19 protein-coding genes are annotated in these 23,379 nt (G+C 72.2%); 12 read left to right on the top strand and 7 right to left on the bottom strand.

The genetic code is table 11. From position 1 onward, the window contains the following. The first annotated feature begins 51 nt into the window (after window positions 1-51). Window positions 52-1,620 (top strand): FAD-dependent monooxygenase, encoded by a 1,569-nt coding sequence (locus ABD691_RS26745; protein WP_344684306.1) that lies wholly within the window; start codon window positions 52-54, stop codon window positions 1,618-1,620. On the opposite strand, the gene ABD691_RS26740 is transcribed toward ABD691_RS26745, so the two are convergent. Both ABD691_RS26740 and ABD691_RS26735 read right to left on the bottom strand, forming a co-directional pair. Further along, window positions 1,554-2,759: an Rv3212 family protein gene (locus ABD691_RS26740; protein WP_344684304.1), complete on the bottom strand. Its 1,206-nt coding sequence runs from the start codon at window positions 2,757-2,759 to the stop codon at window positions 1,554-1,556. The two genes, ABD691_RS26745 and ABD691_RS26740, sit on opposite strands and share 67 nt — an antisense overlap. Before the next feature lie 71 nt (window positions 2,760-2,830). Then, window positions 2,831-4,531: a DEAD/DEAH box helicase gene (locus ABD691_RS26735; protein ID WP_344684302.1), complete on the bottom strand. Its 1,701-nt coding sequence runs from the start codon at window positions 4,529-4,531 to the stop codon at window positions 2,831-2,833. Between the two features lie 391 nt (window positions 4,532-4,922). On the opposite strand from ABD691_RS26735, the gene ABD691_RS26730 reads away from it, so the two are divergent. After that, entirely contained in the window at window positions 4,923-5,624 is a 702-nt protein-coding gene (locus ABD691_RS26730; RefSeq protein ID WP_344684300.1) for a ferritin-like fold-containing protein, read from the top strand. A 106-nt stretch (window positions 5,625-5,730) separates the two neighbouring features. Further along, the gene (locus ABD691_RS26725; protein WP_344684483.1) at window positions 5,731-5,958 is read left to right on the top strand and encodes a DUF3107 domain-containing protein; all 228 of its coding nucleotides are present in this window, start codon (window positions 5,731-5,733) and stop codon (window positions 5,956-5,958) included. A 58-nt stretch (window positions 5,959-6,016) separates the two neighbouring features. Here the strand turns inward: ABD691_RS26725 and ABD691_RS26720 are convergent, their stop codons facing one another. Together ABD691_RS26720 and ABD691_RS26715 are read right to left on the bottom strand one after the other, a co-directional pair. Next, window positions 6,017-6,331 carry a DUF4873 domain-containing protein gene (locus ABD691_RS26720; RefSeq protein WP_344684299.1) on the bottom strand — a complete coding sequence of 105 codons (315 nt, stop codon included), beginning with the start codon at window positions 6,329-6,331 and terminating at the stop codon, window positions 6,017-6,019. A gap of 1 nt (window position 6,332) precedes the next feature. Further along, complete coding sequence (locus ABD691_RS26715) at window positions 6,333-7,082, bottom strand: TetR/AcrR family transcriptional regulator (protein ID WP_344684297.1); 750 nt, start codon at window positions 7,080-7,082, stop codon at window positions 6,333-6,335. A 63-nt stretch (window positions 7,083-7,145) separates the two neighbouring features. Here ABD691_RS26715 and ABD691_RS26710 point away from each other — a divergent pair, with 63 nt between their 5' ends. Both ABD691_RS26710 and ABD691_RS26705 read left to right on the top strand, forming a co-directional pair. Beyond that, window positions 7,146-8,045 (top strand): AurF N-oxygenase family protein, encoded by a 900-nt coding sequence (locus ABD691_RS26710; RefSeq protein WP_344684296.1) that lies wholly within the window; start codon window positions 7,146-7,148, stop codon window positions 8,043-8,045. Next, window positions 8,042-8,959 (top strand): alpha/beta fold hydrolase, encoded by a 918-nt coding sequence (locus tag ABD691_RS26705; RefSeq protein WP_344684294.1) that lies wholly within the window; start codon window positions 8,042-8,044, stop codon window positions 8,957-8,959. The genes ABD691_RS26710 and ABD691_RS26705 overlap by 4 nt, the downstream gene beginning before the upstream one ends. A 203-nt stretch (window positions 8,960-9,162) precedes the next feature. Here ABD691_RS26705 and ABD691_RS26700 read toward each other — a convergent pair whose 3' ends face one another. After that, on the bottom strand, window positions 9,163-9,783 hold the full coding sequence (locus ABD691_RS26700) for a TetR/AcrR family transcriptional regulator (RefSeq protein ID WP_344684292.1): 621 nt from the start codon (window positions 9,781-9,783) through the stop codon (window positions 9,163-9,165). 462 nt (window positions 9,784-10,245) lie between these two features. On the opposite strand from ABD691_RS26700, the gene ABD691_RS26695 reads away from it, so the two are divergent. The 4 genes from ABD691_RS26695 (at window position 10,246) to ABD691_RS26680 (ending at window position 14,618) form a co-directional block, all read left to right on the top strand. Beyond that, window positions 10,246-11,304: a DUF3152 domain-containing protein gene (locus ABD691_RS26695; RefSeq protein WP_344684290.1), complete on the top strand. Its 1,059-nt coding sequence runs from the start codon at window positions 10,246-10,248 to the stop codon at window positions 11,302-11,304. Window positions 11,305-11,567: 263 nt separating this feature from the next. Further along, entirely contained in the window at window positions 11,568-12,740 is a 1,173-nt protein-coding gene (gene moeZ / locus ABD691_RS26690; RefSeq protein ID WP_344684288.1) for an adenylyltransferase/sulfurtransferase MoeZ, read from the top strand. A 105-nt stretch (window positions 12,741-12,845) separates the two neighbouring features. Beyond that, window positions 12,846-13,643, top strand: a complete 798-nt coding sequence (locus ABD691_RS26685) for a TIGR02569 family protein (RefSeq protein WP_344684286.1) — start codon at window positions 12,846-12,848, stop codon at window positions 13,641-13,643. A gap of 150 nt (window positions 13,644-13,793) precedes the next feature. Next, complete coding sequence (locus ABD691_RS26680; protein WP_344684284.1) at window positions 13,794-14,618, top strand: uroporphyrinogen-III synthase; 825 nt, start codon at window positions 13,794-13,796, stop codon at window positions 14,616-14,618. Window positions 14,619-14,791: 173 nt separating this feature from the next. Here ABD691_RS26680 and ABD691_RS26675 read toward each other — a convergent pair whose 3' ends face one another. Beyond that, window positions 14,792-15,079: an MGMT family protein gene (locus tag ABD691_RS26675; RefSeq protein WP_344684282.1), complete on the bottom strand. Its 288-nt coding sequence runs from the start codon at window positions 15,077-15,079 to the stop codon at window positions 14,792-14,794. 120 nt (window positions 15,080-15,199) lie between these two features. Next, window positions 15,200-16,180 carry a chitinase gene (locus tag ABD691_RS26670; RefSeq protein ID WP_344684280.1) on the bottom strand — a complete coding sequence of 327 codons (981 nt, stop codon included), beginning with the start codon at window positions 16,178-16,180 and terminating at the stop codon, window positions 15,200-15,202. Window positions 16,181-16,350: 170 nt separating this feature from the next. Between ABD691_RS26670 and ABD691_RS26665 the strand changes: the two genes are divergently transcribed. The 3 genes from ABD691_RS26665 (at window position 16,351) to ABD691_RS26655 (ending at window position 23,379) form a co-directional block, all read left to right on the top strand. Further along, complete coding sequence (locus ABD691_RS26665) at window positions 16,351-19,494, top strand: ATP-dependent helicase (RefSeq protein WP_344684278.1); 3,144 nt, start codon at window positions 16,351-16,353, stop codon at window positions 19,492-19,494. Then, on the top strand, window positions 19,491-22,694 hold the full coding sequence (locus tag ABD691_RS26660) for an ATP-dependent helicase (protein WP_344684277.1): 3,204 nt from the start codon (window positions 19,491-19,493) through the stop codon (window positions 22,692-22,694). The genes ABD691_RS26665 and ABD691_RS26660 overlap by 4 nt, the downstream gene beginning before the upstream one ends. Window positions 22,695-22,767: 73 nt before the next feature. Further along, window positions 22,768-23,379: a hypothetical protein gene (locus ABD691_RS26655; RefSeq protein ID WP_344684276.1), complete on the top strand. Its 612-nt coding sequence runs from the start codon at window positions 22,768-22,770 to the stop codon at window positions 23,377-23,379.

The raw sequence follows: 23,379 nt of genomic DNA, 5'->3' as shown, positions 1-23,379 counted from the left end.
CGCCGTCGCGAGGTCGATGAGTCATGCCCGCTTTCGAGGAGGAGACCTTCCATGCCTGTTCCCACGGATGTCCTGATCGTCGGCGGCGGTCCCGCGGGTCTGCTGCTGGCCGCCGAACTCCGGCTGGCCGGGGTGCGGCCGATCGTGGTCGAGCGGCTTCCCGAGCGCAGCGGTTCCCCCAAGGCCAACGGGATGGTCGGGCAGGTGGTCCGGCTGCTCGACCACCGCGGGCTCTACGAGGAGCTGAGCGGATCGGATCGGCCGCATCCCGTTCCGGGGTTCGTGTTCGGCGCGCTGCCGCTCGCTCTGAGCGAGCTGGACGTCAATCCGCTGTACGCGGTCGGGGCGCCGCAGCGCCGGATCGAGCAGGTTCTGGAGGAACGCGCGCTGGAGCTCGGCGCCGACGTCCGCCGCGGGCACGAGCTCGTCGGGTTCGAGCAGGACGCCGACGGCGTCACGGCCGAGGTGCGCGGACCGGACGGCGTGGTCGAGTTCCGCGCCCGCTACCTGGTCGGCTGCGACGGCGGTCGCAGCACCGTCCGCAAGCTCGCCGGGATCGGCTTCCCCGGGGTGACCACTGTGGACAGCGTGTCGCGGTCCGCGCAGGTGACGATCCCGGAGGAGCTGTTCACCGAGCGGCGGGAGGTGGACGTGCCGGGGTTCGGCCGCATCTCCCCGGCCTTCACCCGCACCGAGCGGGGCATGTTCAGCTTCCTCGAGCTGGAACCGAAGAACCCCATCGTCAGCACGGCGGAATGGGGCGGCCCGGTCGATGACGGAACTCCCATGACCCTCGACGAACTGCGGGAAAGCGTGCGGCGGGTGCTCGGCGTCGACCTGCCGATGAGCGAGCCCACCACGCCGCACGAACCGCTGCTGCGGCGCACGAGCGGGCGCAACACCAGGCTGGCCGAGCGCTACCGGGAGGGCCGGGTCCTGCTCGCGGGCGATGCGGCGCACGTGCACTCGGCGATGGGTGGCCCGGGCCTGAACCTCGGACTCCAGGACATCGCCAACCTCGGCTGGAAGCTCGCGGGCCAGGTCCGGGGCTGGGCGCCGGACGACCTGCTCGACAGCTACGAGGCGGAACGGCGGCCCGCCGCGGAGCGGGTCGTGATGCACACGATGGCGCAGAGCGCGCTCGCCGCACCGGGCCCCGAGGTCGACGCGCTGCGCGAGCTGTTCGGCGAGCTGCTGTCCGAAAAGGACAACATCCGGCGGATCGCGGAGCTGATGGCGGGACCGGACGTCGACTGCCTCGCGGTGGGCGCGCATCCGCTGGCCGGCCGGTTCGTCCCCGATCTCGACCTCACCGCCCCGGTCACGCGGGTGGCCGAGCTGCTGCGCGACGGGCGGCCAGTCCTGCTTGACTTCCGCGGCGATCCGCTGCTCGCCGAGACCGCGAAGCCTTGGGCGGACCTGGTGGACCCGGTCCGCGTCGAAGCCGCCGAACCACCGGCCGCGGCGATGCTGATCCGGCCGGACGGCTACGTGGGCTGGGCCTCCGACGAAGGCGCCGAGGGACTGCGCTCGGCACTGGAGAAGTGGTTCGGTCAGCGCAGCGCGACGAGCTCGGTGCCGCGCTGCTCGACCAGCACGTCGCCGACCGAGTCGAGCTGAACCGGACCGGAGTAGCCCTGCCGGTCGACCGGGATGACGCGCTCCCGCGCGCCGGTCTTCGGGTCGAGCACCGCGAGGCCCTCCGGGACCGGGACGATCATTCGCTCGCCGAAGATCGTGCCGGGCCCGAGCGTGTCCGGGGCCGTCCAGACCGGGGTCAGGTTGGCCGGGTCGAGCGCGACCGTGTCGACGCCGGTGTGCCAGTGGACGAGCCCGTCCTTGCTGGTGGCGGCCACCCGCGCGTTCGCGTCGCCGGCGGGCGCGGCAGCGCGGACCGGGAAGGTGCCGACGACCGCGGCCGAGTTGTCGAAGACGACCAGCTCGGAGCGGTCCGCGGTCAGCACCGCGGCCCGCTTCTTGGACACCGCGACCACGGTCGCGCCCGTCGAGCCCAGGCCGGTGCTGAAGATCTCCTCGGGCTTCTCGTCGTCCTCCGGGCGGGTCTTGATCAGGGTGATCCGCTCGCCCTGCTCCCGCGGGCACTGCTCGACCAGGCCCACCCGCTCGTCGGACGCGGCGACGGAGAGGTACTCGCACCCGGGGCGCTTGAGGTTGTTGCCGGGGTTCTTGAGCGCGGGCGGGATCCCGAACTGCTGGGTGCGGACGAGATCCGACCGCCACGACTCGACGGCCTCGCGCCCGGTCGCGGTGACGTAGGTGCCGTCGGAGAGCAGCCGCGTGCCGAACTCGGCGTCGGCGTTGCGCTGCGGACCGCGCAGCCCGCTGTCACCCCGCAGCGACGTGATCTCGCTGCAGTTGTGCTCCTTGCGGAACACCGCGAGCGCCCGGTCCCAGGCGGTGCCGATCGTGCACAGCGGGATGTCGCGGGCATAGCGCCAGCGGACCTGCCCGGTGACCGGATCGCGCCCGAGGACCTCGTTGCCCGCGCCGGTCACCACCGCAGGACCGGCGACCACGGGGACCGGGGTCGCCGGGCTTCGCGCCCGCCACATCTCGTGCAGCGCGGCGGGAACCGACGTCGTCGGGGGCACGTCAGGGGCCGGGTGCGCGGCCGGTTCGGAGATGGTGGCGCGGGCGTCGCTGCCCGCCCACACCACGACGGAGGCCACGACGACCGCGAGCGCGATCAGCACCACCGCCGCGACGTCGGCCTTCCTCCGGCGTTCCGGCCGTACCAATGCGACACCCCGCTGTGATCGTGCTTACCGCGGCAGAGCTTAGTGCCTGCCGCCCGTCACCCTGCCGCCCGTCACGAGGTGCCCGCGGCGTCACCGGCTTCGCCGGTTCCGTCGCCGGAACGCCGCCTGCGGCGACGGCGCCGCTGCCGCTCGCCGCCTTCGGCGCCGCTGTCGGCTGCCGCCTCCGCGGGCTGCGCCGAGGCGTCGACCCCGCCGCGCGTCCGGCGGCGCTGCCGCCGGTTCGCGGGCCGGGTCTCGGCCTCGTCTTCGGCGGCCTTCTGCTCGCCGCCGCCGCGGGTGCGGCGTCGCGGCTTGCGCTTGCTGGTGCGCTTGGCGTCCTCGTCCGGCTCGGCGGCCAGGCCCGCGCGGGTGCGCTTGGACAGCGGCAGCCTGCCGGTCGCGTCCGACGGGATGTCGATGTCGCTGAACAGGTGCGGCGAGGTGGAGTAGGTCTCCACCGGCTCCGGCTTGCCCAGGCCGAGGGTGTCGCTGATCAGCTTCCAGCGGGGTTCCTCGTCCCAGTCCACCAGCGTGATCGCCACGCCCTCGCGCCCGGCCCGGCCGGTGCGGCCGATCCGGTGGACGTAGGTCTTCTCGTCGTCCGGGCACTGGAGGTTGATCACGTGCGTGACGCCCGCGACGTCGATGCCGCGGGCGGCGACGTCGGTGGCGACCAGGATGTCGACCTTGCCCGAGCGGAAGGCGCGCAGCGCCTGCTCGCGGGCGCCCTGGCCGAGGTCACCGTGCACGGCCGCGGCGGCGAAGCCGCGCTCGGTCAGCTCGTCGGAGAGCTTCTGCGCGGTGCGCTTGGTGCGGGTGAACACCATGGTCAGCCCGCGCCCGTTGGCCTGGAGCGCGCGGGCGATCAGCTCGGTCTTGTCCATCGCGTGCGCGCGATAGACGAACTGCTTGGTGCGCTCGTGGATCGCGCCCGCGTCGGCCTGCTCGGCCCGGATGTGGGTCGGCTGGCGCAGGAACGTCCGGGCCAGCGTGATGATCGGGCCCGGCATGGTGGCCGAGAACAGCATGGTCTGGCGCTGCTCGGGAACCATGTGCAGGATCCGCTCGATATCGGGCAGGAAGCCCAGGTCGAGCATCTCGTCGGCCTCGTCGAGCACCAGCGCGCGGACCTTGCCCAGCACCAGGTGCTGCTGCTCGGCCAGGTCCAGCAGCCTGCCGGGCGTGCCGATGACCAGGTCGACGCCGTTGCGCAGGGCCTCGATCTGCTGCTCGTACGGGCGCCCGCCGTAGACGGCGAGGGTGCGGATGCCCAGGTGCTTGCCCGCGTCGGTCAGGTCGCGGGCGACCTGCACGCACAGCTCGCGGGTGGGCACGACGACCAGGGCCTGCGGGGTGCCGTCACCGGGCACCTGCAACCGGTGCAGCACCGGGACGCCGAAGCCCAGCGTCTTCCCGGTGCCGGTGCGGGCCTGGCCGATCAGGTCCTCGCCGCGCAGCGCCAGCGGCAGCGTGAGCTCCTGGATCGCGAACGTGTGCTCGATGCCCGCTTCCTTGAGCGCGCGCACGATCTCGGGGTGCACGTCGAGCTCGGCGAAGGTCGGCGTGTCCGGCAGCGCCGGCGCCTCCGCGTGCAGCGGCGGCGCGGTGTCGACGTCCAGGTCGGACGCGCCGGTGGTGCTGTGTTCCAGCTCGTGAACGGCGTCGGCCTTGGTGGGCCCGCCGGTACTGTCTTCGGGACCTTCGGTGGTCCGGTGTTCGCTGAGCGTCAGTGTGATCGCCTCTCTCGGTACCTGCGCGCATGCGCCCCGCATCGGGCCGATCCGTCGTGACGACCTCCCGGCCTGGCGGCCTCCGGTGTTCCGGGGCCGTGCGCAGTGCTGGGGGTCACTGGGCTCGTGCTCACTGACGTGATGGTGCGCGCCTTCGTTCATTCCAGCGGTCGTGATCCGCTGTCAGCTTTTCGTCCAGCCCGGCGTCTCAGCGCGGGAACCCGCGAGCCGACCGCTCGGGCTGCGTACGCGCTGGCCGCGGTTGCTCCCGTCCTCCGCCGTCGCCGCAGGTCGCAACGCCCGGGCGGCTGCTCTGGTTGGGGTCCAGCCCTCGGGCGTGGAACCGCACCGCTTGACGCCATGCGATTCCGAGGATACCTGTTCGCGCCACAGTTCATGCTGATGTGTGGCGCAGCCCGTTACGCTCGCGGTCATGAGTGAGCCTGAGCAAGGCGCCGTCGCGCCTGCCGGAACCGATCAGCGCTACGAGGAGAACCGCTACGACGAGGGCGTTGTCGACCTGCTCGCGGCGCTGGCCTACGGCGAGCTGTCCGCGTTCGACCGCCTCGCCGAGGACGCGCGCACCGCTCCCACGCTCACCGGGCGCGCCGCGCTGGCAAGCATGGCCGCCGCCGAGATCGGCCACTACCGGCAGCTGGAGGACAACCTCGCGAGCCGGGGTGTCGTGGTCGAGGACGTGATGCGGCCGTTCGTGGCGCCCTTCGACGACTTCAACGCGTCGACCGCCCCGCACTCGTGGCTGGAGTCGCTGGTCAAGGCCTACGTCGGCGACGGGCTGGCCGCCGACTTCTACCGCGAGGTCGCCGAGTGGCTGGACCCGGCGACCCGGGAGCTGGTGCTGACCGTGCTGGCCGACACCGGCCACTCCGCGTTCGCCGAGCGGGAGGTGCAGGCGGCCTGCGCCGACGACCGCACGCTGCGCGACAAGCTGACGCTGTGGGGCCGCAGGCTGCTCGGCGAGGCGGTGACCCAGGCGCAGCGGGTGGTCGCCGAGCGCGACGCGCTGGCGGAGCTGATCATCAACGGCTCCGGGGACCTGACCGGCATCGCCGCGATGTTCCGGCGCCTGCAGAACAACCACACCAAGCGGATGGCCCGGCTGGGGCTGGGCTGACACCGGCCGGTCGGTCGCGTTCGCGGTGCGCGGACGGCCTTGCGGTGCGGACCTGGGATAGCCTTGCCGTGCCCAACGGATACGAGTGCCCAACTGGAGGTTCGGCGTGGAGGTCAAGATCGGCGTCGTGGACAGCCCGCGCGAGCTGACGATCGCCAGCGGTCAGTCCCCGGAAGAGGTCGAAGCGCTGGTCGCCGACGCGCTGAAGAACGCCGAGGGCGTGCTGGCGCTGGCCGACGACAAGGGACGGCGCTACATCGTCCCGGCCGTCAAGATCGCCTACGTCGAGATCGGCCCGGCCGAGACGACGAGGGTCGGCTTCGGCGTCAGGTGACGTGCGACGAGTGCGGCTCCGGGCGAGTCCCGGGGCCGCACTCGTGCGTTCGGGCGCCTTACGCCGTGAGGCTCGTCTCCACCGGGAACGGGGGCCTGCCGACCCCGGTGATCCGGTAGCGGCCCCAGGGGTCGGGGTCGGACAGCGTTCCGACCGCTTCGCCCTCCGGGGTCCGCAGCACCACCTCGGCCCTGCGGCCGTCGGCCAGCGCGGTGACCTCGTCGTGCGAGTTCAGGCGGCCGTACCAGTGGAAACGGCCGTCGATGGGCTCGAAGTGCCCGCGCAGGACGACCTCCACCAGGATCTCCCGCCGCTGGTCGAACACCACGGCCGGACCGCGGTAGTCGTCCTCGTCGTGATCGTGTTCGGACACCTCATCGTCCTTCCGCGCCTGCGTCCGGGGTCTCGTCGTCGGAGACCAGCGACAGCCGGGGATCCATCTCCAGCGGTTCGTCCGGGTCGAGCGCGATCCCGGCCGAGCGCAGCACGCCGTCGATGCCGTACCAGATGAGCTGGGCGAGGTAGTCGGTCAGGTTCTCGCGGCTCATCGCCTGCCGCTCCAGCCACCAGTCGCCGCTGGCCTGCACCATGCCGACCAGGCCGTGGCTCCACGCCTCCACGCCGCCGGAGTCCAGGCCCAGCGCCCGCATGTACTCGCCGAGCAGGCGGGACAGCGTGTTGGCGATCATGGTCTTCTCCGCCACCACCGGGTCCTGGGTGACCGGCCGGTCGGCGAAGGTGCGCCGCACGACGAACCGGTAGAGCTCCGGGTGCTCCTCGATCACCCCGAGGTAGGCCCCGACGATGCGGCGGATCCGCTCGTTGGGGCTGCCGGGCTGCTCGATGGTCGGGCGCAGCCGTTTCATCAGCAGGTCCGCGCCCCACTCGCCGACCGCGACGTAGAGGTCGCTCTTGTCGCTGAAGTGCCGGTAGAGGACGGGTTTGCTCACCCCTGCCTCGGCGGCGATGTCGTCCATGCCGACGTCGGCGCCGTGCTTGGTGATGGCCCGGACGGCGGCTTCCACGAATTCCGCGCGACGGGCCTGGCGGTGTTCGCGCCACCGTTCGCGCCGGGCGTCGCCGCGCGCCGAGGCGACCTTGACAGGCCGGGAGATGTGGCTCACGCTACCCAAGGTAACTGTTACTGGAAGTAACATGCAATGGCTGCGCCGAGGGGTGACGACCGGATGAGCAGGACTCTGCAGGTCAACGACCGGGAGAAGACGGCCGCGCGACTGCTGGGATCGTCGGCGAAGAACAGTTACGACCCCGAGATCGACATCGACTGGGCCGCGCCGCTGGCCGAGGCCAAGCCCTTCATCCCGCTGCACCGCAGCTCGCTGTACGGCACCCACCTCTGGGACCGGCTGAGCGAGGAGCAGCGGATCGAGCTGACCAAGCACGAGTTCGCCAGCATCGCCTCCAACGGCCTGTGGTTCGAGGTCCTGCTGATGCAGATGCTGCTCAAGGAGTTCTACCGGAGCGATCCGCGCTCCAGCCACGCCCAGTACGCGCTGACCGAGGTGGCCGACGAGTGCAGGCACTCGACGATGTTCGCCAAGGCCGTCGACCGCATCGGCGCGCCCGCCTACGGCCCGGTCCCGGTGCTGTTCCAGGCCGGGCGGTTGTTGCCCGCCGTGCTCAAGGGGCCGTCGGCGTACGCGTCGATCCTGGTCGCCGAGGAGATCCTGGACCGGTTCCAGCGCGACCAGATGTACGACGAGGACGTCCAGCCGCTGGTCCGGATGGTCAACCGGATCCACGTGCTGGAGGAGGCGCGGCACGTCACCTTCGCCCGCGAGGAGGTGATCCGGCGGATGGCCGAGTGCAACGCGGCGGAGCGCGCCTACCACCAGTTCTGGACGGCCGCGGTCGCTTACGGGATCTGCTTCAGCCTGATCAACCCGCGCGTCTACAAGTCGGTCGGGCTGCGGCCGCGGGACGCGTACCGGGTGGCGTGGCGGAACCCGCATTTCCTGGACACGCTGCATTGGGGCGGCGAGAAGATCATGGGCTTCCTGGACGAGGCCGGCCTGGTCGGCGCGCCCGGGATGCCCTTCTGGAAGAAGGCAGGTCTGATCCGATGAGCACCGCGGTCACCATCGCACCCGAAACGTTCACCACCAGCGGCGGAATCCGCCTGCGGGTGGTCGAGGAGGGCACGGCCGACGCGCCGCTGACCGTCGTCTTCGTGCACGGCTGGACGCTCACCAAGCACACCTGGGACCGGGTCGCGGCCGGGCTGCCCGCCGCGGCCGGCACGCCGGTCCGGATCGTGCGCTACGACCACCGGGGCCACGGCGAGAGCGACGCGGCGCCGCCCGGGACCGCGACGATCGCGCAGTGCGCCGACGACCTCGCGGAGCTGATCCGCGAGCGGGTGCCGGACGGCCCGATCGTGCTTGCCGGTCACTCGATGGGCGGCATGACGCTGATGGCGCTGGCCGAACGGCACCGGGACCTGTTCGACGCGCGGGTGGTGGGCGTCGCGCTGGTCGCGACCTCGGCGGGCGATCTGGCGGCGCCGAGCCTGGGCCTGCCCGAACCGGTCGCGGTGGTCGTCGGGCGCGGCGAGCGCCTGGTGCGCAAGCGGCTCGCCGGGGCGCGCGGCAGGCGGCTGAGCAGGCAGGCGGGCTGGATGCGGCCGGGACTGCGGTGGCTGCTGTTCGGCCGCAGGCCGCGTCCGGAGGACGTGGCGGACACGGCGGAATGGGTGGCGGCCTGCAACCCGGCGAACATGGCAGGCTTCCGCGAGTCGCTGGCCGAGCACGAGCGGCTGCACGCACTGGAAGCGATGCGGTCGATCCCGGCGGTCGTGCTTGCCGGGCTGTCGGACCGGCTGATCGCGCAGTCGCACGCCGTGCGCCTCGCCGAGGCGCTGCCGGACGCGCGGTTCATGCTTTATGCGGGAGCGGGCCACATGCTCCCGCTGGAACGGACCGACGAGGTCACCGCGCGGATCGCGCACGTCGTCAGAACAGCCGCCGCCGGTCGCCGCTGAGTCCGGCAGACCAGCCGGCTGGGTCGGCAGAGCCGCCGCTGAGCGGCCGAGCCACCCGGCTGAGCTGCCGCTGAGTCCGGCTGGGCACCCGGCTGGGCCACAGCAGAGCCGCCGCTGAGCGGCCGAGCCACGACAGAGCAGCGGCCGGTCGTTGCGCACGAGACGGCCCTCGCGCCCGGACCGGTGCGAGGGCCGCCTCCGCGTCAGCCCGACTGGAGCGGGAAGCCGGAGATGCCCTTCCAGGCCAGGGTGGACATCAGGGAGATCGCCTCGTCCCGCGGGATGGAGTCCGAGGCGTCGAGCCAGTAGCGGGCCGTGACCTGGCTCAGGCCGACCAGGCCGACCGCCAGCAGCCGCGCGCGTTCGTGGTCGAGACCCGCGTCGGCGGTCACCGCCTCCGCGACGGCGTCGATGCAGCCCGACAGCGCCTGCTGCACCGCCTGCTCCACCACGGGCTCGCTGCGCAGGTCGGACTCGAAGACCAGCCGGAACGCCTGCCCCTCGGCGTCGATGAACTCGTAGAGCGCGCCGACGGCAGCGCGCACCCGGTGCTTGTTGTCCGGGTTCGACTCGATGGCCTCGCGGACCCGGCGGACCAGCTCGCTGCCGTGGTTTTCCACGAGGGCGAGGTAGAGCTCCAGCTTGCCGGGGAAGTGCTGGTAGAGGACCGGCTTGCTGACTCCCGCGCGCTCGGCGATGTCGTCCATCGCCGCGGCGTGGTAGCCGTTGTTCACGAACACGCTCTGGGCCGCTTCGAGCAGCTGCGCTCGGCGTGCGTCGCGGGGCAACCGAACGCCCCGGGTCGGCTGCGCGGTCTCCGTCATGCTTGCCTCCAGCAGTATCTCCGCGGGACCTGTACCCGGTCGGCCCCCACGAGCGGGAGCAGCGCGTGGGCCATGCCGCCTCCACTCGATCCTTCCTGGCTCGCCGGTGGCTGTCCGGCCCCGGAGCCATGACTTTACTCGCCGGTAGTGAGATGTACCGAAATCGCTCGGGCAACTCGATGGAGTGTGCGGCCCCCCGAAGACCACGTCGCCGACTCCGCACCGTGAATGGACGAGGGTAGCGATCCGCCGTCCGGCGCTGACAGCGGTCGATCTCACTCGGTCCGGTTGGTGCGGTGGTGGTTGACGGGGCGGGTCGCCCGGTCGCGGCAAGCAGCGGGTGATCGACGTGGGGAGTTCACGATAGAAGTACGTAAGATCGTGTGATCTTCATGGTTTTCGTCACGCGGAGTGCCTGGCACGGCCCGGGGTCGCCACCAGCGCTGTGGCACTCTTATGACCGTGACCCGCCCGCCCCAGCGATCTCGCACCTCCGCCTCCGGTCGTTCGTCATCAGGTGGGGGAGCCGGTCGCACCGCCGCCCGCCCGGACCGCGGTCGCCGGGCCGAACCGCTTGCCGCGTCCTGGAATCCGAAGCCGGAACCGGACGACCTCGACGCCGAGGAGGCGCCGGCCGAGCGGCCCCGCAGGGGAGTGCTCGGGCGCTACGGCTGGCGGATCTACGCGCTGCCGCTGCTGGTCGTGGTCAGCGCGCTCGCGATCTTCCAGGCGGTCGGCCCGCGCGGCGCGGAGGACGAGCGCGCGTCCGGGCTGAACTCCCCGGTTGATCCCGGCCCGTCGACGCCGGTCGTGACCGAAGCCCCGCCGGGCCAGACGTTCCCGCCGGAGATGTTCTCCGCGGAGCTGCCGCCCGGCAGCCCGATCCCGGAGTTCGGGGCGCGCACCTTCGAGGTGCTGCCGGGGACCTCGCCGAAGATCGGCCAGGGCGCCCTCTACAAGTACAGCGTCGAGGTCGAGGTCGGGGTCAAGCTCGCGGACGGCAACGACAGCTTCGGCACCCTCGTGCAGGAGACCCTGTCCGACCCCAGGAGCTGGACGAACCCGAAGGCGTCGCCGGAGGGGATCTCGCTCCAGCGGGTCGACAGCTCCGGGCCGCGCCCGGACTTCCGGGTCATCCTCGTCAGCCAGCAGACCGCCCGCGAGGCGTGCGACTACAGCAACGGCGTGCCGTTCGACAGCTCGTGCCGCAAGGGCGACATGGTCTACATCAACGCGGCCAGGTGGGTCCGCGCCGCGGTCTCGTTCGAGGGCGACATCGGCAGCTACCGCAGGTACGCGATCAACCACGAGGTCGGTCACGTCTTCAACAACGGACACCTGGGCTGCCCGCAGCAGGGAGCGCTGGCGCCGGTGATGATGCAGCAGACCTTCAGCGTCTCCAACAACGAGCTCCACGAGCTGAACAAGATCGCCGACCAGGGCACCTCGATCCCGGCGAACGGGTTCGTGTGCCGTCCCAACGCCTGGCCGTTCCCGGTCGCCGACCCCGCGGGCCAGTAGTCCACCTCGGGCCGGCAGTCCACCCACCGAGAAGTTCACCACGCGGGCGACCGCGTTCCATGGTCGTCCAGGCAGGCCGGAGCCGCGGTCGGTGGGCGCAACCCCTTCTCGGATCGTGGGAGTAGTTTGGGTTGCGGAAGCCCATCGGCCAGTCTTGCGTTGCAGGTTTCGCGAGGTGCTTGCGACGGCCTCGCGGATGCTCGGGGTATCCGTCCGGCGCGGGCGCGCGGGCCGGGTACCGACCATTGAGGAGGAGCTGGGAGATGTCCGGCGCAACGTCACTGCCGCCGCTGGTCGAGCCGGCGGCGGAGCTGACCAAGGAAGAGGTCGCGCGCTACAGCCGCCACCTGATCATCCCGGACGTCGGGATGGACGGGCAGAAGCGGTTGAAGAACGCCAAGGTGCTGGTCGTCGGTGCCGGCGGGCTCGGCAGCCCGGCACTGCTGTACCTGGCCGCGGCCGGTGTCGGCACGCTCGGCATCGTCGAGTTCGACGAGGTGGACGAGTCGAACCTGCACCGCCAGGTCATCCACGGCCAGTCCGACCTGGGCCGCCCGAAGGCGGAGTCCGCGAAGGACTCGATCGCCGAGGTCAACCCGTTCGTCAAGGTCAACCTGCACCAGACGCACCTGTCCTCGGAGAACGCGCTCGACATCTTCCGGGACTACGACCTGATCCTGGACGGCACCGACAACTTCGCCACCCGCTACCTCGTCAACGACGCGGCGGTGCTGCTCGGCAAGCCCTACGTGTGGGGTTCGATCTTCCGGTTCGAGGGCCAGGCCAGCGTGTTCTGGGCCGAGCACGGCCCGAACTACCGCGACCTCTACCCGGAGCCCCCGCCGCCCGGGATGGTGCCGTCCTGCGCCGAGGGCGGTGTGCTCGGCGTGCTCTGCGCCTCCATCGGTTCGATCATGGTCAACGAGGCGATCAAGCTGATCACCGGCATCGGTGAGACGCTGCTGGGCCGCCTGATGATCTACGACGCGCTGGAGATGAGCTACCGCACGGTCAAGATCCGCAAGGACCCCGAGGCCGAGCCGATCACCGAGCTGATCGACTACGAGGCGTTCTGCGGCGTGGTCTCCGACGAGGCGCAGCAGGCGGCGGTCAACAGCACGATCACCCCGCGCGAGCTCAAGGACAAGTTCGACCGCGGCGACAAGTTCGAGCTGATCGACGTCCGGGAGCCGCACGAGTACGAGATCGTCAAGATCGAGGGCTCGACGCTGATCCCCAAGGACCGCATCCTGTCCGGCGAGGCGTTGGCCGAGCTGCCGCAGGACCGCCAGATCGTGCTGCACTGCAAGTCCGGCGCCCGTTCGGCCGAGGCGCTGGCCGCGCTGCACAAGGCGGGCTTCGCCGACGCGGTGCACGTCGGCGGCGGCGTGCTCGGGTGGGCCAACGAGGTCGACAAGAGCCTGCCGACCTACTGACCGGTACCGCACCTGGCCGGGCGATCGTGATGATGATCGCCCGGCCACTGTGCTTTTCGGAGCGTCTGCTGTGGAATCTCCGGTGATCGAGGTAGCGTCTGGCGCGTGACTGCTACGCCGGAGCCGCCCCCGCCGCACGTGCGCGCGGCGTTCGGTGCGCGCGTCGAGGAACCCGAGCTGCTGGACGGGGCGGTCGCGTGGCGCTGCGGCGACGTCGTGCTCAAGCCCGCCGCGAACACCGCCGAAGCCGCCTGGGTCGCCCAGACGCTCGACCTGCTCGAGGCCGACGACATCCGGGTGTCGCGCCCGGTCCGCTCCACCGACGGCCGCTGGGTCGTCGCAGGCTGGTCGGCCAGCCGCAACCTCGCAGGCCGTCCCGAGCCGCGCCACGACGAGGTCGTGGCGATGTCGCTGCGGCTGCACGCGGCGAGCCGGTTCCTCGCCTGCCCCCGCTTCCTGGCCGCGCGCCAGGACATCTACGCGCTGGCCGACCGGATGGCCTGGGGCGAGGAGGAGTACGCCCTCCAGCCGGAGAAGGGCGGCCGGCTCTACGACGTGCTCGCCGCCTCCCGCCGGAAGGTGCAGCTGCGACCGCAGGTCGTGCACGGCGACCTGTTCGGCAACGTGCTCTTCGCGGGCAACGCCCCGCCGGGCATCATCGACTTCGCGCCGTACTGGCGGCCCGCCGAGTGGGCCTCGGCCGTCGTGGTGATCGACGCGCTGGCCTGGGGCGGCTCCGACCCGGCGATCGTCGAGCGCTGGTCGCACCTGTCGGAATGGCCGCAGGCGCTGCTGCGCGCGCTGCTGTTCCGCCTGGCGGTGCACGCGCTGCACCCGCGCTCGACCACCGCTTCGCTGGGCGGCCTGGAGCACGCTTCGCAGATGGTCCTCGAAGTCCTCTGATCTCTCCTCTCGTCGTCGCGAACGCTCGTTGGGCCGGTCGGCTCAGGATGATCAACCGGTCGGCGAACGGGCCTTCGCCACCGGACGGCCGTGATCCACTCCTGCATCTCCGATGTGGAAGTACCCTCCGAATGGGGGATGTGTGACGATATGGCCGTGTCGGACCAACCTCTGAGCGGCTACACCGTCGGGATCACCGCTGAGCGCAAGGCCGCCGAGATCGGCGCGCTGTTCGAGCGGCGCGGTGCGCGGGTGCTCTTCGGCGCTTCGATGCACACGGTTCCGCTGCCCGAGGACGGCGAGCTGGCGGCAGCGACCGAGGAAGTTCTCGCCAAGCCGGTGGACGTCGCCGTCGCGACGACCGGTGTCGGGTTCCGCGGCTGGATCGAGGCCCCGTGCGCCGGGGAGCGGGTCGTCGAGCACCTGCGGTCGGCGAGCCTGCTGGCGCGCGGTGCCAAGGCGTGCGGCGCCATCCGCGGCGCGGGGCTGTCCGAGGAGTGGACCTCGCCGTCGGAGGAGTCCGCCGAAATCCTGGACTACCTGCTGGAGCGCGAGGTCGAGGGCAAGCGGATCGTGTTGCAGGTGCACGGGGATCCGATGCTGCGGTTCCGCGAGCGCCTGGCGGAGGCGGGTGCCGAGGTCGTCCCGGTGGCGGTCTACCGGTGGACCGACCCGGTGGACCTCGACGCGCTGGACCGGCTGATCGACGCCGTGATCGGCGGCTGCGTGGACGCGCTGCCGTTCACCAGCGCGCCCGCCGCGGCCAACCTGCTCGGCCGCGCCGACCGCACCGGCCGCGGGACGGAGTTCCGGAACGCGCTGCGGGGCCGGGTGTTCCTCGCCTGCGTCGGATCGGTCACCGCCGCGCCGATCCTCGCGGCCGGTCTGGACTGCGCGATGCCGGAGCGGCCCCGCACCGGCGCGCTGGTGCGCCTGGTCGCCGAAGAGCTTCCGCGGTTCTCGCGCCAGCCGTAGCGCGAGGTCGAGACCGCGGGCGAGCCCGACGGCGGCGCCGAGTCCGAGGCGAAGGAAAAGACCGTGGACGGACATGGTTCCTCCAGAGGTTTCTCGTGGACCGGGGCCGGAAAAACGCCCCGATATAAAGAGAAACGAACCCCCGCCGCTGATTCACCCCGAAAGAGTGATCTTCAGCCGTCCCACCGGTACTCGCGCATGTTGATCCGCGCTCCGTCGGCCAGCACGCCCTCGGCGCGCAGCAGTTCCAGCTGCCTGCTCCGCAGGTGCTCGGCGATCGTGCCGTTGGACCGCAGCACCCGGTGCCAGGGCAGGTCGGCGCTGTCCTCGGCCATGATCCGGCCCACCAGCCGGGGCGAGCGGATCCCGGCGATCTCGGCGATGTCGCCGTAGGAGAGCACCCGGCCGGGCGGAATCGAGGCCACGATCGACCGGACCTGCTCCAGGGTTTCCTCGTCCACGCCCCGAAAGTACCCGCGGGGTCCGCCGCGCGAACCCCGCGGGCACCGGATCAGCCCCGGAAAACCGATCAGCCTGGAAAACCGATCAGCCCTGGAAACCAGGTCAGCCTGGAAACCGGGTCAGCCCTGGAAACCGGCGACGACCTTGGTGAAGTCCCACGGCTGCTGGTCGATGCCGCCGCAGGCGTCGGGGGCGCCGTCGCAGGGGCGGTCCCGGTTGACCGACCAGAAGGTGAACCGGCCGAGGCCCTTCTCCTTGGCGTAGTCGGCCATCTTCTGGAACGCGGCCTGGTCGACGGTCTCGCCGGTGTCGGTCTTGCCGTTCATCGACGAGATGCCCGCGTGCGCGTAGGCGGTGGCGTCGTCGTAGCCGAGGGCGCTCTTGAGGTGCGCGACCAGGCCCTCGGTGGAGGTGATGGTGTCGGCGGCCATGTCGCTGCCGCCGAAGTTGAACGGCATCTGGGTCCACACGTCGACGTCGGCGCCGAGCTCGGCGGCCTTGTCGATCATCCGCTTGCCCACGTCGTTCGGGCCGGCGATCAGCGTCGGGAAGGTCACCACCGTCCGCAGGCCGGGGTTGGCCTCCTTGACGATCTTCAGCGCCTCCAGCACCCGGGTCTGCGAAGCCTCGTTCTCGAACTCGCTGGCCTCGATGTCGACGTCGATGGCCTTGAGGCCGTAGGCGTCGATCACCTTCTGGTACGCGCCCGCCAGGGACTGCGCGTCCTGGCAGGCTTCGCCGAGCTTGTTGCCCGAGTAGCCGCCGATGGACGGGATCACGTCGCCGCCCGCGCCGCGGACCGCGTCGATGGTCTGCTTGTCCGGCCCGTCCAGCGGCCGGGTGCCGTCCCAGGCCGGGTTGCAGCCGCCGTCGGAGAGGATGAAGGCGAGGGTGAAGTTCTTGACCCCGGTGGCGCTCATGACGTCGGTCGCGGCGGGCGGATTGCCCCAGCCGTTGTAGAGGTACGGCGAGGCGCTGACCACGCCAGCGGCCTCGGGCTGCGGGGTGCTGAGGGCGGGAACGGCGGTCATGGTGACCGCGCACGCGGCTGCGGCACCCGCTCCGGCCCAGGCCAGCAGGTTCTTGCGGAGCTTGCCCATGTGTCCTCCTGGTTCGTGCTCAGACCGTGACGAGGACGAACCCTCGCATGGAGCAAAATTGGTTTGTACCACCAAAAGCCGTAGTGGGATTCCCGCGTTCCGGTTCCGGGCGCACCGCCCCTGACGTGCCCGGACGCTCCGGTGTCGGGCCAGCATGATTCCATCGGGGCGTGCCCTCCGCGCCTGTTCTCGTCCGCCGTGCCGGTACCGACCGGCCACGGCTGACCTGGGACACCGACGCTCGGCGGGTGCTGGACCACGACGGGGGATTCCTCCGCGTGCTGGGCGGTCCGGGAACCGGGAAGAGCGCGCTCATCGCCGAGGTTGCCGCCGACCGCGTGCTCAATCGCGGAGTGCGGCCGGAGAACGTGCTCGTGCTGACCGCCAGCCGGAAGGCAGCGGCGTCGATGCGCAGCGCGATCACCCGGCGGCTGACCGGATCCGGGGGACTCCGCACCGCGCCGGAACCGCTCGTGCGAACCGTGCACTCCTACGCCTTCGCGGTGCTCCGGCTCCAGGCCGTGCGGGAACAACTGCCGCCGCCGCGCCTGCTCAACGGCCCTGATCAGGACGCCTTGGTGCGCGATCTGCTCAAGGGCGACCTGGAGGAAGGCGCGCTGGACTGGCCGGAGCAGATGCGTCCGGCGCTGGGCGTGCCCGGATTCGCCGAAGAGCTGCGGGATCTGCTGCTGCGGGCGGCCGAACGCGGTGTGGGCCCGAACGACCTGGTCGAGCTCGGCCGCCGCCACGACCGTCCGGAGTGGGTGGCCGCGGGCCGGTTCGGCAGGCAGTACGAGCAGGTCACCCTGCTGCAGGACGCGGCGGGACGGGACGCCGCCGAACTCGTCTCGTCCGCGTTGCTGGCCTTCGACACCGACCCGGCGTTGCTGCACGCCGAGCAGGAGCGCGTGCGCCACGTCCTGGTCGACGACGCCCAGCACCTGGACCCCCAGCAGCACTGGCTGGTCCGGCGGCTCGGCGAGACCGCGTCCGAGTTCGTGCTCGCGGGCGATCCGGACCAGGCGGTTTTCGCCTTCCGCGGCGCGGATCCGGGCATCGTGCGGGACGCGGAGGGGGAGACGGTGGTGCTGACCGTCGACCACCGGATGTCCAAAGCGGTGCGCAGCGCGGTCCAGCGGCTCGCGGAGAAGCTGCCGGGCGCGGGACCGCAGCGCAGGCTCGTCGCCCCGGACGACTGCGCGGGCGGCGCGGTCCAGGTCCGGCTGCTGGCTTCGGAAGCGCAGGAGGCGGCGTGGGTCGCCGACCAGCTCCGCCGCGCGCACCTGCTCGACGGCGTGCCGTGGTCGGACATGGCCGTCATCGTCCGGTCCACCGGCCTCTCGCTCCCGGTGCTGCGCCGGGCCCTGCTGGCGGCGGGCGTGCCGCTGGTGCTGCCGGTCGACGACCTCCCGCTCGCGCAGCGCACCGCCGTCCGTCCACTGTTGACGCTGCTGCGCTGCGCCGCCCGCCCGCCGGCGCTCGACCCGGACGCCGCCGCGGAGCTCCTCGCGTCGCCGCTCGGCGGCGCCGACCCGCTCGCGCTGCGCAGGCTCCGCCGCGGGCTGCGCCGCCTGGAAACCGCCTCCGGCGGAACGAGGTCCAGCGGCGACCTGCTCGTGGAGGTGCTCAACGGCGACGACGAACTCGCCGCGCTGGAGGACTCCGCCGCCGCGCCCGCGCGCCGGGTCGCCGACCTGCTCGGCAGGGCCCGGGAATCCGTCGACGCGGGTGACAGCGTCGAGGAGACGCTGTGGAAGGTATGGCAGAGCAGCGGGCTGCAGCAGCGCTGGCTCGGGCTCGCCGAACGCGGCGGGGTCACCGGCGCGCAGGCGGACCGGGACCTCGACGCGATCGTGTCCCTCTTCGACGCCGCCGCGCAGTACGTCGACCGGCTGCCCGGCGCGGACGTCGCGGGCTTCGCCGACTACCTGACCGGCCAGCAGATCGCCGGGAGCTCGCTGGCGCCGTCGGCGCCGAAGGAGAACGCGGTGTCGGTGCTGACCGCGCACGCCGCCGGCGGCCAGGAGTGGGAGGTCGTCGCGATTCCCGGGGTGCAGGAGGGGATCTGGCCCGACCTGCGGCTGCGCGGCTCGCTGCTGGGCGTCGAGCGGCTGGTCGACCTGCTGTCCGGGGTGGACGCCCGGGTGTCGGCGACCGCGCCGCTGCTGGCCGAGGAGCGCAGGCTGCTGCTGGTCGCCGCCAGCCGCGCCCGGCGGAGCCTGCTGGTCAGCGCGGTGCGCGGGGAGGACGAGCAGCCGTCGCGGTTCCTCGACGAGCTGGAGGGTGTGGTCAGCGATCCGGACGCCGCGGAGCGGCCGGTCGCCCGCCCGGAGCGGGGGCTGGTGCTTGCCGAGCTGGTCGGCGAGCTGCGGCAGGTCGTGTGCGACGCGGAGGCGCCGCGGCAGCGGCGCGAGCGGGCCGCGGCGCAGCTGGCCAGGCTCGCCGCGGCCGGGGTTCCGGGGGCGCATCCGGAGACCTGGTACGGGCTGCCGGACAGCTCCAGCACCGCGCCGCTGGTGTCCGGGGACGATCCGGTCCGGGTTTCACCATCCACTGTGGACGTTCTGGCGAAGTGCCCGCTGCGGTGGATGGTCGAGCGCCACGGCGGGCAGGACACCGCCGAACTCGCCTCGGTCACCGGAACCCTGGTGCACGCGCTGGTGCAGGCAGCCGCCGACGGCGCCGGTCCCGAGCAGCTGCGGCAGGCGCTGGACCAGGCGTGGGAGTCGGTCGACGCGGGCGCTCCGTGGTTCTCCCGCAAGGAGCGCGGCCGGGTCGAGCGGATGATCGACGCGTTCCTGGCCTGGCTGGTGAAGTCGCGGGCCGAGCTGACCCAGGTCGCGGTCGAGGAGGACCTCGACGTCACAATCCCCGCGAGGGACGGTGGTCCCTGGCTGCGGTTGCGCGGCCGGGTCGACCGGCTGGAGGCGGACGCCCGAGGACGGCCGGTGGTCGTCGACGTCAAGACCGGCAAGACCCCGGTCAGCAAGAACGACGCCGAGGAGCACCCGCAGCTCGCGGTGTACCAGCTGGCGGCGGCGCTGGGCGCGTTCAACGGCGGCGAGCTGACCGAACCCGGCGGTGCGCGGCTGCTCTACGTCGCCAAGCCGGAGGCGAAGACGGGGGCCGCCACCGAACGCGGTCAGGACGGGCTGGACCGGGAGCGGGTCCAGGTCTGGCTGGACGTCGTGCACGACGCCGCCGCGTCCAGCGTCGGTCCGGCCTACGTGGCCAACGAGAACTCCGACTGCCCGCGCTGCCCGGCGCGGACCTGCTGCCCGGTGCACCCGGCCGGAAGGCAGGTCGGGCAGTGATCTCACCGCAGCGGATCGCGCAGGCCCTCGGCCTGCATCCGCCGACCGACGAGCAGGCCACCGTCATCGCCGCCCCACCCACGCCCTCGCTGGTGGTCGCGGGCGCCGGCGCGGGCAAGACCGAGACGATGGCCGCCAGGGTGGTCTGGCTGGTCGCGAACCGGCTGGTCACCCCGGACCGCGTGCTGGGCCTGACCTTCACCCGCAAGGCCGCCCGCCAGCTCGCCGACCGCGTCCGCGCGCGGCTGCGCAGGCTCGCGGGCTCGGACCTGCTCGACGAGGAGCTGCGGTCGATCGTGCTCGCGGGCGAGCCGACCGTCCTGACCTACCACGCCTACGCGGGCAGGCTCGTCGGCGAGCACGGGCTGCGGGTCCCGGTCGAGCCGGGAGCGCGGCTGCTGACCGAGACCGCCGCGTGGCAGCTTGCGCACCGCGTCGTCTCGACCTGGACCGAAGACCTCGACACCGACAAGGTCCCGTCCACCGTCACCGGATACGTCCTGTCGCTGGCCGGTGAGCTCGCCGAGCACCTGGTCGGGCCGGAGGAACTCCGGGCCCACGCGGAAAAGCTGTGCCAGGCGATCGAGAACGCGCCCCGCGCCAAGGGACAGCGCGCGAACCTGCCGCAGGACCTGCAGAAGATCGTTGCGGCGCAACGGCTCCGCGTCGCGCTGCTGCCGCTGCTGGCCGAGTACGGGCAGCGCAAGCGGCGCGAGGCGGCGATGGACTTCGCAGACCAGATGTCGTTGGCCGCGTTGCTCGCCCTGGAGCACCACGAGGTCGTCGCCGGGGAGCGCGAGCGGTACGGCGCGGTGCTGCTCGACGAGTACCAGGACACCGGGCACGCCCAGCGCATCCTGCTGCGTTCCCTTTTCGGGCAGGGGAATTCGATGCCGGTGACCTCGGTGGGCGACCCGGCGCAGGCGATCTACGGGTGGCGCGGCGCGAGCGCGGCGAACCTGCCGCGCTTCACCTCGGACTTCCCCCGGGAGTCCGGAGAACCGGCCGACCGCTACGGGCTGCTGACCAGTTTCCGGAATCCGCCGGAGATCCTCGAAGTGGCCAACGCGGTTTCCGGGCCGCTCCGCGAGGCCGGGCTGGAAGTCGAGGAACTGCGGGCCAAACCGGGCGCGGAAGCCGGTGACATCCGGCTGGCGCTGGTCGAGGACGTGCGCACCGAACGCGACTGGGTCGCCGACCAGGTCGCCGCGCAGTGGCACGCGAGCATGGACGAGACCGGCAGGCCGCCGACCGCGGCGGTGCTGGTGCGGCGCCGCGCCGACATGGCGGATCTGGCCGCGGCGCTGCGGGATCGCGGCCTGCCGGTCGAGGTCGTCGGGCTCGGCGGCCTGCTCGACGAAGCCGAGGTGCGCGACCTGGTCAGCGCGCTGCGGGTGCTGGTCGACCCGCTCGCGGGGACCGCCGCGATGCGGCTGCTGACCGGCTCGCGGTGGCGCCTGGGCGCGGCCGACATCGCCGCGCTGTGGGACCGCGCGCGGGAACTCGGTGCGCAGAACTTCGGCGCGGCGGAGTCGGACGACCCGACCGCGGCCGTCGCGGCGGCGATGCCGGGGGAGCACGCGGAGCAGGCGGGCCTGGTCGACGCCCTGGACGATCCCGGCGAGCCCGAGCGCTATTCCGAGCCCGGCTACCAGCGGATCCGGCGGCTGGGCAGGGAACTCGCCGCACTGCGGCGCAGGCTCGAACAGCCGCTGTCGGAACTGGTCGCCGATGTCGAGCGAACCCTGCTGCTCGACATCGAGAGCCTGGCGCGGCCGAGCGGGGCGGGCCGGATCCACCTCGATGCTTTCGCCGATGTGGTAACGGATTTCGCCACCGCGAGCCCGTCCGCGACGCTGCCCGCGCTGCTGGACTACCTCGCGGCCGCCGAGCGCGCCGAGGACGGCCTGGAGCCGGGCGAGGTGGAAGTCGCCGAGGACCGCGTGCAGGTGCTCACGGTGCACTCGGCGAAGGGGCTGGAGTGGCAGGTCGTGGCGTTGCCGCACCTGGTGCGCGACGTGTTCCCCGGCAAGCGCAAGACGTCCTCCTGGCTGCGCTCGGTCACCGAGCTGCCCGCGGAGCTGCGCGGCGACTCCCAGGACCTGCCGAGGCTCGACCTCGACCGGCTCCAGGGCATGGACCGCAAGGAGATCGTGGAGGCGTTGCAGGTCCACGACGAGGAGTTCGAGCAGCGCAGGCTCACCGAGGAGAGGCGGCTGCTCTACGTCGCGGTCACGCGTTCGGAGCGGACGCTGCTGCTGTCCGGGCACTGGTGGGCAGAGAGCGGTGACAAGCCCAAAGGGCCGTCGGACTTCCTGCTGGAACTGGCCGAGGTCGTGCCGAAACCCGAGCGCTGGGATCCGCAGCCCGCGGAGGACGCGGCGAACCCGCTCGCGGAGGCGGTCCGCAGTGCGCAGTGGCCCGCCGATCCGCTCGGCCACCGGCGGGACGCGGTCGCCGAAGGCGCGAACCTGGTCCTGGCCGCACTGTCCGATGTGGACTCGATCGACGACGGCGACGACGAGGAGGGCTGGGCCCGCGACGTCGACGTGCTGCTCGCCGAACGCGCCGCTGCCGCCCGGCGCCGCGACCAGGTCCGGCTGCCCGAGCACCTGTCGGTGAGCCAGCTCGTCGAGCTCGCCGACGACTCCGAGGCGCTGGCGCGCAGGCTGCGCCGCCCGCTGCCGTACCCGCCGAACCCGATGACCAGGCGCGGCACCGCCTTCCACGCCTGGCTGGAGCACCGGTTCACCTCGACCGCGCTGCTCGACTTCGACGAACTCCCCGGCGCGGCCGACGAATCCGCGACCCCGCACGACGACCTCGAAGCGCTCCAGGAGGCGTTCCTGGCCGGGGCGTGGGCCGACCGCACCCCGCACCGGGTGGAGGTCCCGTTCGAGACCCAGATCGAAGGAATCGTGGTCCGGGGCCGGATGGACGCGGTGTTCGCCGACGCCGACGGCGGCTGGACAGTGGTCGACTGGAAGACCGGCGCCGTCCCGGCGGGCGACCAGGTCCCGGCGTTGTCCGTGCAGCTCGCCGCGTACCGGCTGGCGTGGTCGGAGTTGTCGGGCGCACCGCTGGAAAAAGTGCGTGCGGCGTTCCACTACGTGCGCCACGACCGCACGTTGCGCCCAGCCGACCTGCTCGACGCCGACGGCCTGCGCCGGCTCGTCGCCGAAGTACCCGTCCCGGAGTGAAAACCGGAAAATATCTACACGTTCGAGTGGCCGAGCTTGAGATCGCACGACGCCGCGGACCAGCATTCGCGCCGTGCAGAACACAGACTGGAAGCTGAAGACCCCACCGGACACCGAGGTCGCGGTGGGCGAGGACGTGCTCGCGATGCGGGTGCCGCTGGTCCGGGTGGTGCGCGGTGACGCGGGCGAGTGGTCGTTCCACGGGCCCGGCGAAGACGTCGGCGCGACGAAGACGACGGTACTGGGCGCGGTGGTCGCGGCCTGGCCGCACGTGGCGGCGCTGGGCGACCTGCAGCCGGGGACGACGGCGGTGTGGTCGTGGTCCCAGCACGGCTGGATCGGCGAGTTCGAGTGCCGCTGCGGGGAGTGCGAGCAGCCGGTGGCCGCCGACCTCGACCGCCGGACCTGGCCGTCCGACCTGCACCCGCACCACATCGTGAGCGTGGAGCAGACCGCGCTGTCCGGTCAGGTCGTGCTCGCCGACATCATCTCCACCGAAGGCGGCATCGCGCTGCTCGGGCCCGGCGACCACCGCCGCACCAGCGACAAGATGACCCCGGTCGCGGTCGCCAACGTCATCCGCCGCTGGCCGCACACGATGCACGCCCTGCGCTCGCTGAACGAGGGCCGGGGAATGCGCTGGAACGACTCAGGACTCGCCTGGCACGAGTACGTGATCGCCTGA

Source organism: Saccharopolyspora taberi, assembly GCF_039534165.1.
GTDB classification, from domain to species: Bacteria; Actinomycetota; Actinomycetes; order Mycobacteriales; family Pseudonocardiaceae; genus Saccharopolyspora_D; species Saccharopolyspora_D taberi.
Note: the sequence above shows the minus strand (reverse complement) of the source record. Positions and strands in the feature narration are given on the sequence as shown.

Bases quoted from the DNA above. Each gene is read 5' to 3' on its own strand.
- ABD691_RS26745 (WP_344684306.1), top strand. From the start codon at position 52: ATGCCTGTTCCCACGGATGTCCTGATCGTCGGCGGCGGTCCCGCGGGT.
- ABD691_RS26735 (WP_344684302.1), bottom strand. From the start codon at position 4,531: ATGCGGGGCGCATGCGCGCAGGTACCGAGAGAGGCGATCACACTGACG.
- ABD691_RS26730 (WP_344684300.1), top strand. From the start codon at position 4,923: ATGAGTGAGCCTGAGCAAGGCGCCGTCGCGCCTGCCGGAACCGATCAG.
- ABD691_RS26710 (WP_344684296.1), top strand. From the start codon at position 7,146: ATGAGCAGGACTCTGCAGGTCAACGACCGGGAGAAGACGGCCGCGCGA.
- ABD691_RS26705 (WP_344684294.1), top strand. From the start codon at position 8,042: ATGAGCACCGCGGTCACCATCGCACCCGAAACGTTCACCACCAGCGGC.
- ABD691_RS26700 (WP_344684292.1), bottom strand. From the start codon at position 9,783: ATGACGGAGACCGCGCAGCCGACCCGGGGCGTTCGGTTGCCCCGCGAC.
- moeZ (WP_344684288.1), top strand. From the start codon at position 11,568: ATGTCCGGCGCAACGTCACTGCCGCCGCTGGTCGAGCCGGCGGCGGAG.
- ABD691_RS26680 (WP_344684284.1), top strand. From the start codon at position 13,794: ATGGCCGTGTCGGACCAACCTCTGAGCGGCTACACCGTCGGGATCACC.
- ABD691_RS26670 (WP_344684280.1), bottom strand. From the start codon at position 16,180: ATGGGCAAGCTCCGCAAGAACCTGCTGGCCTGGGCCGGAGCGGGTGCC.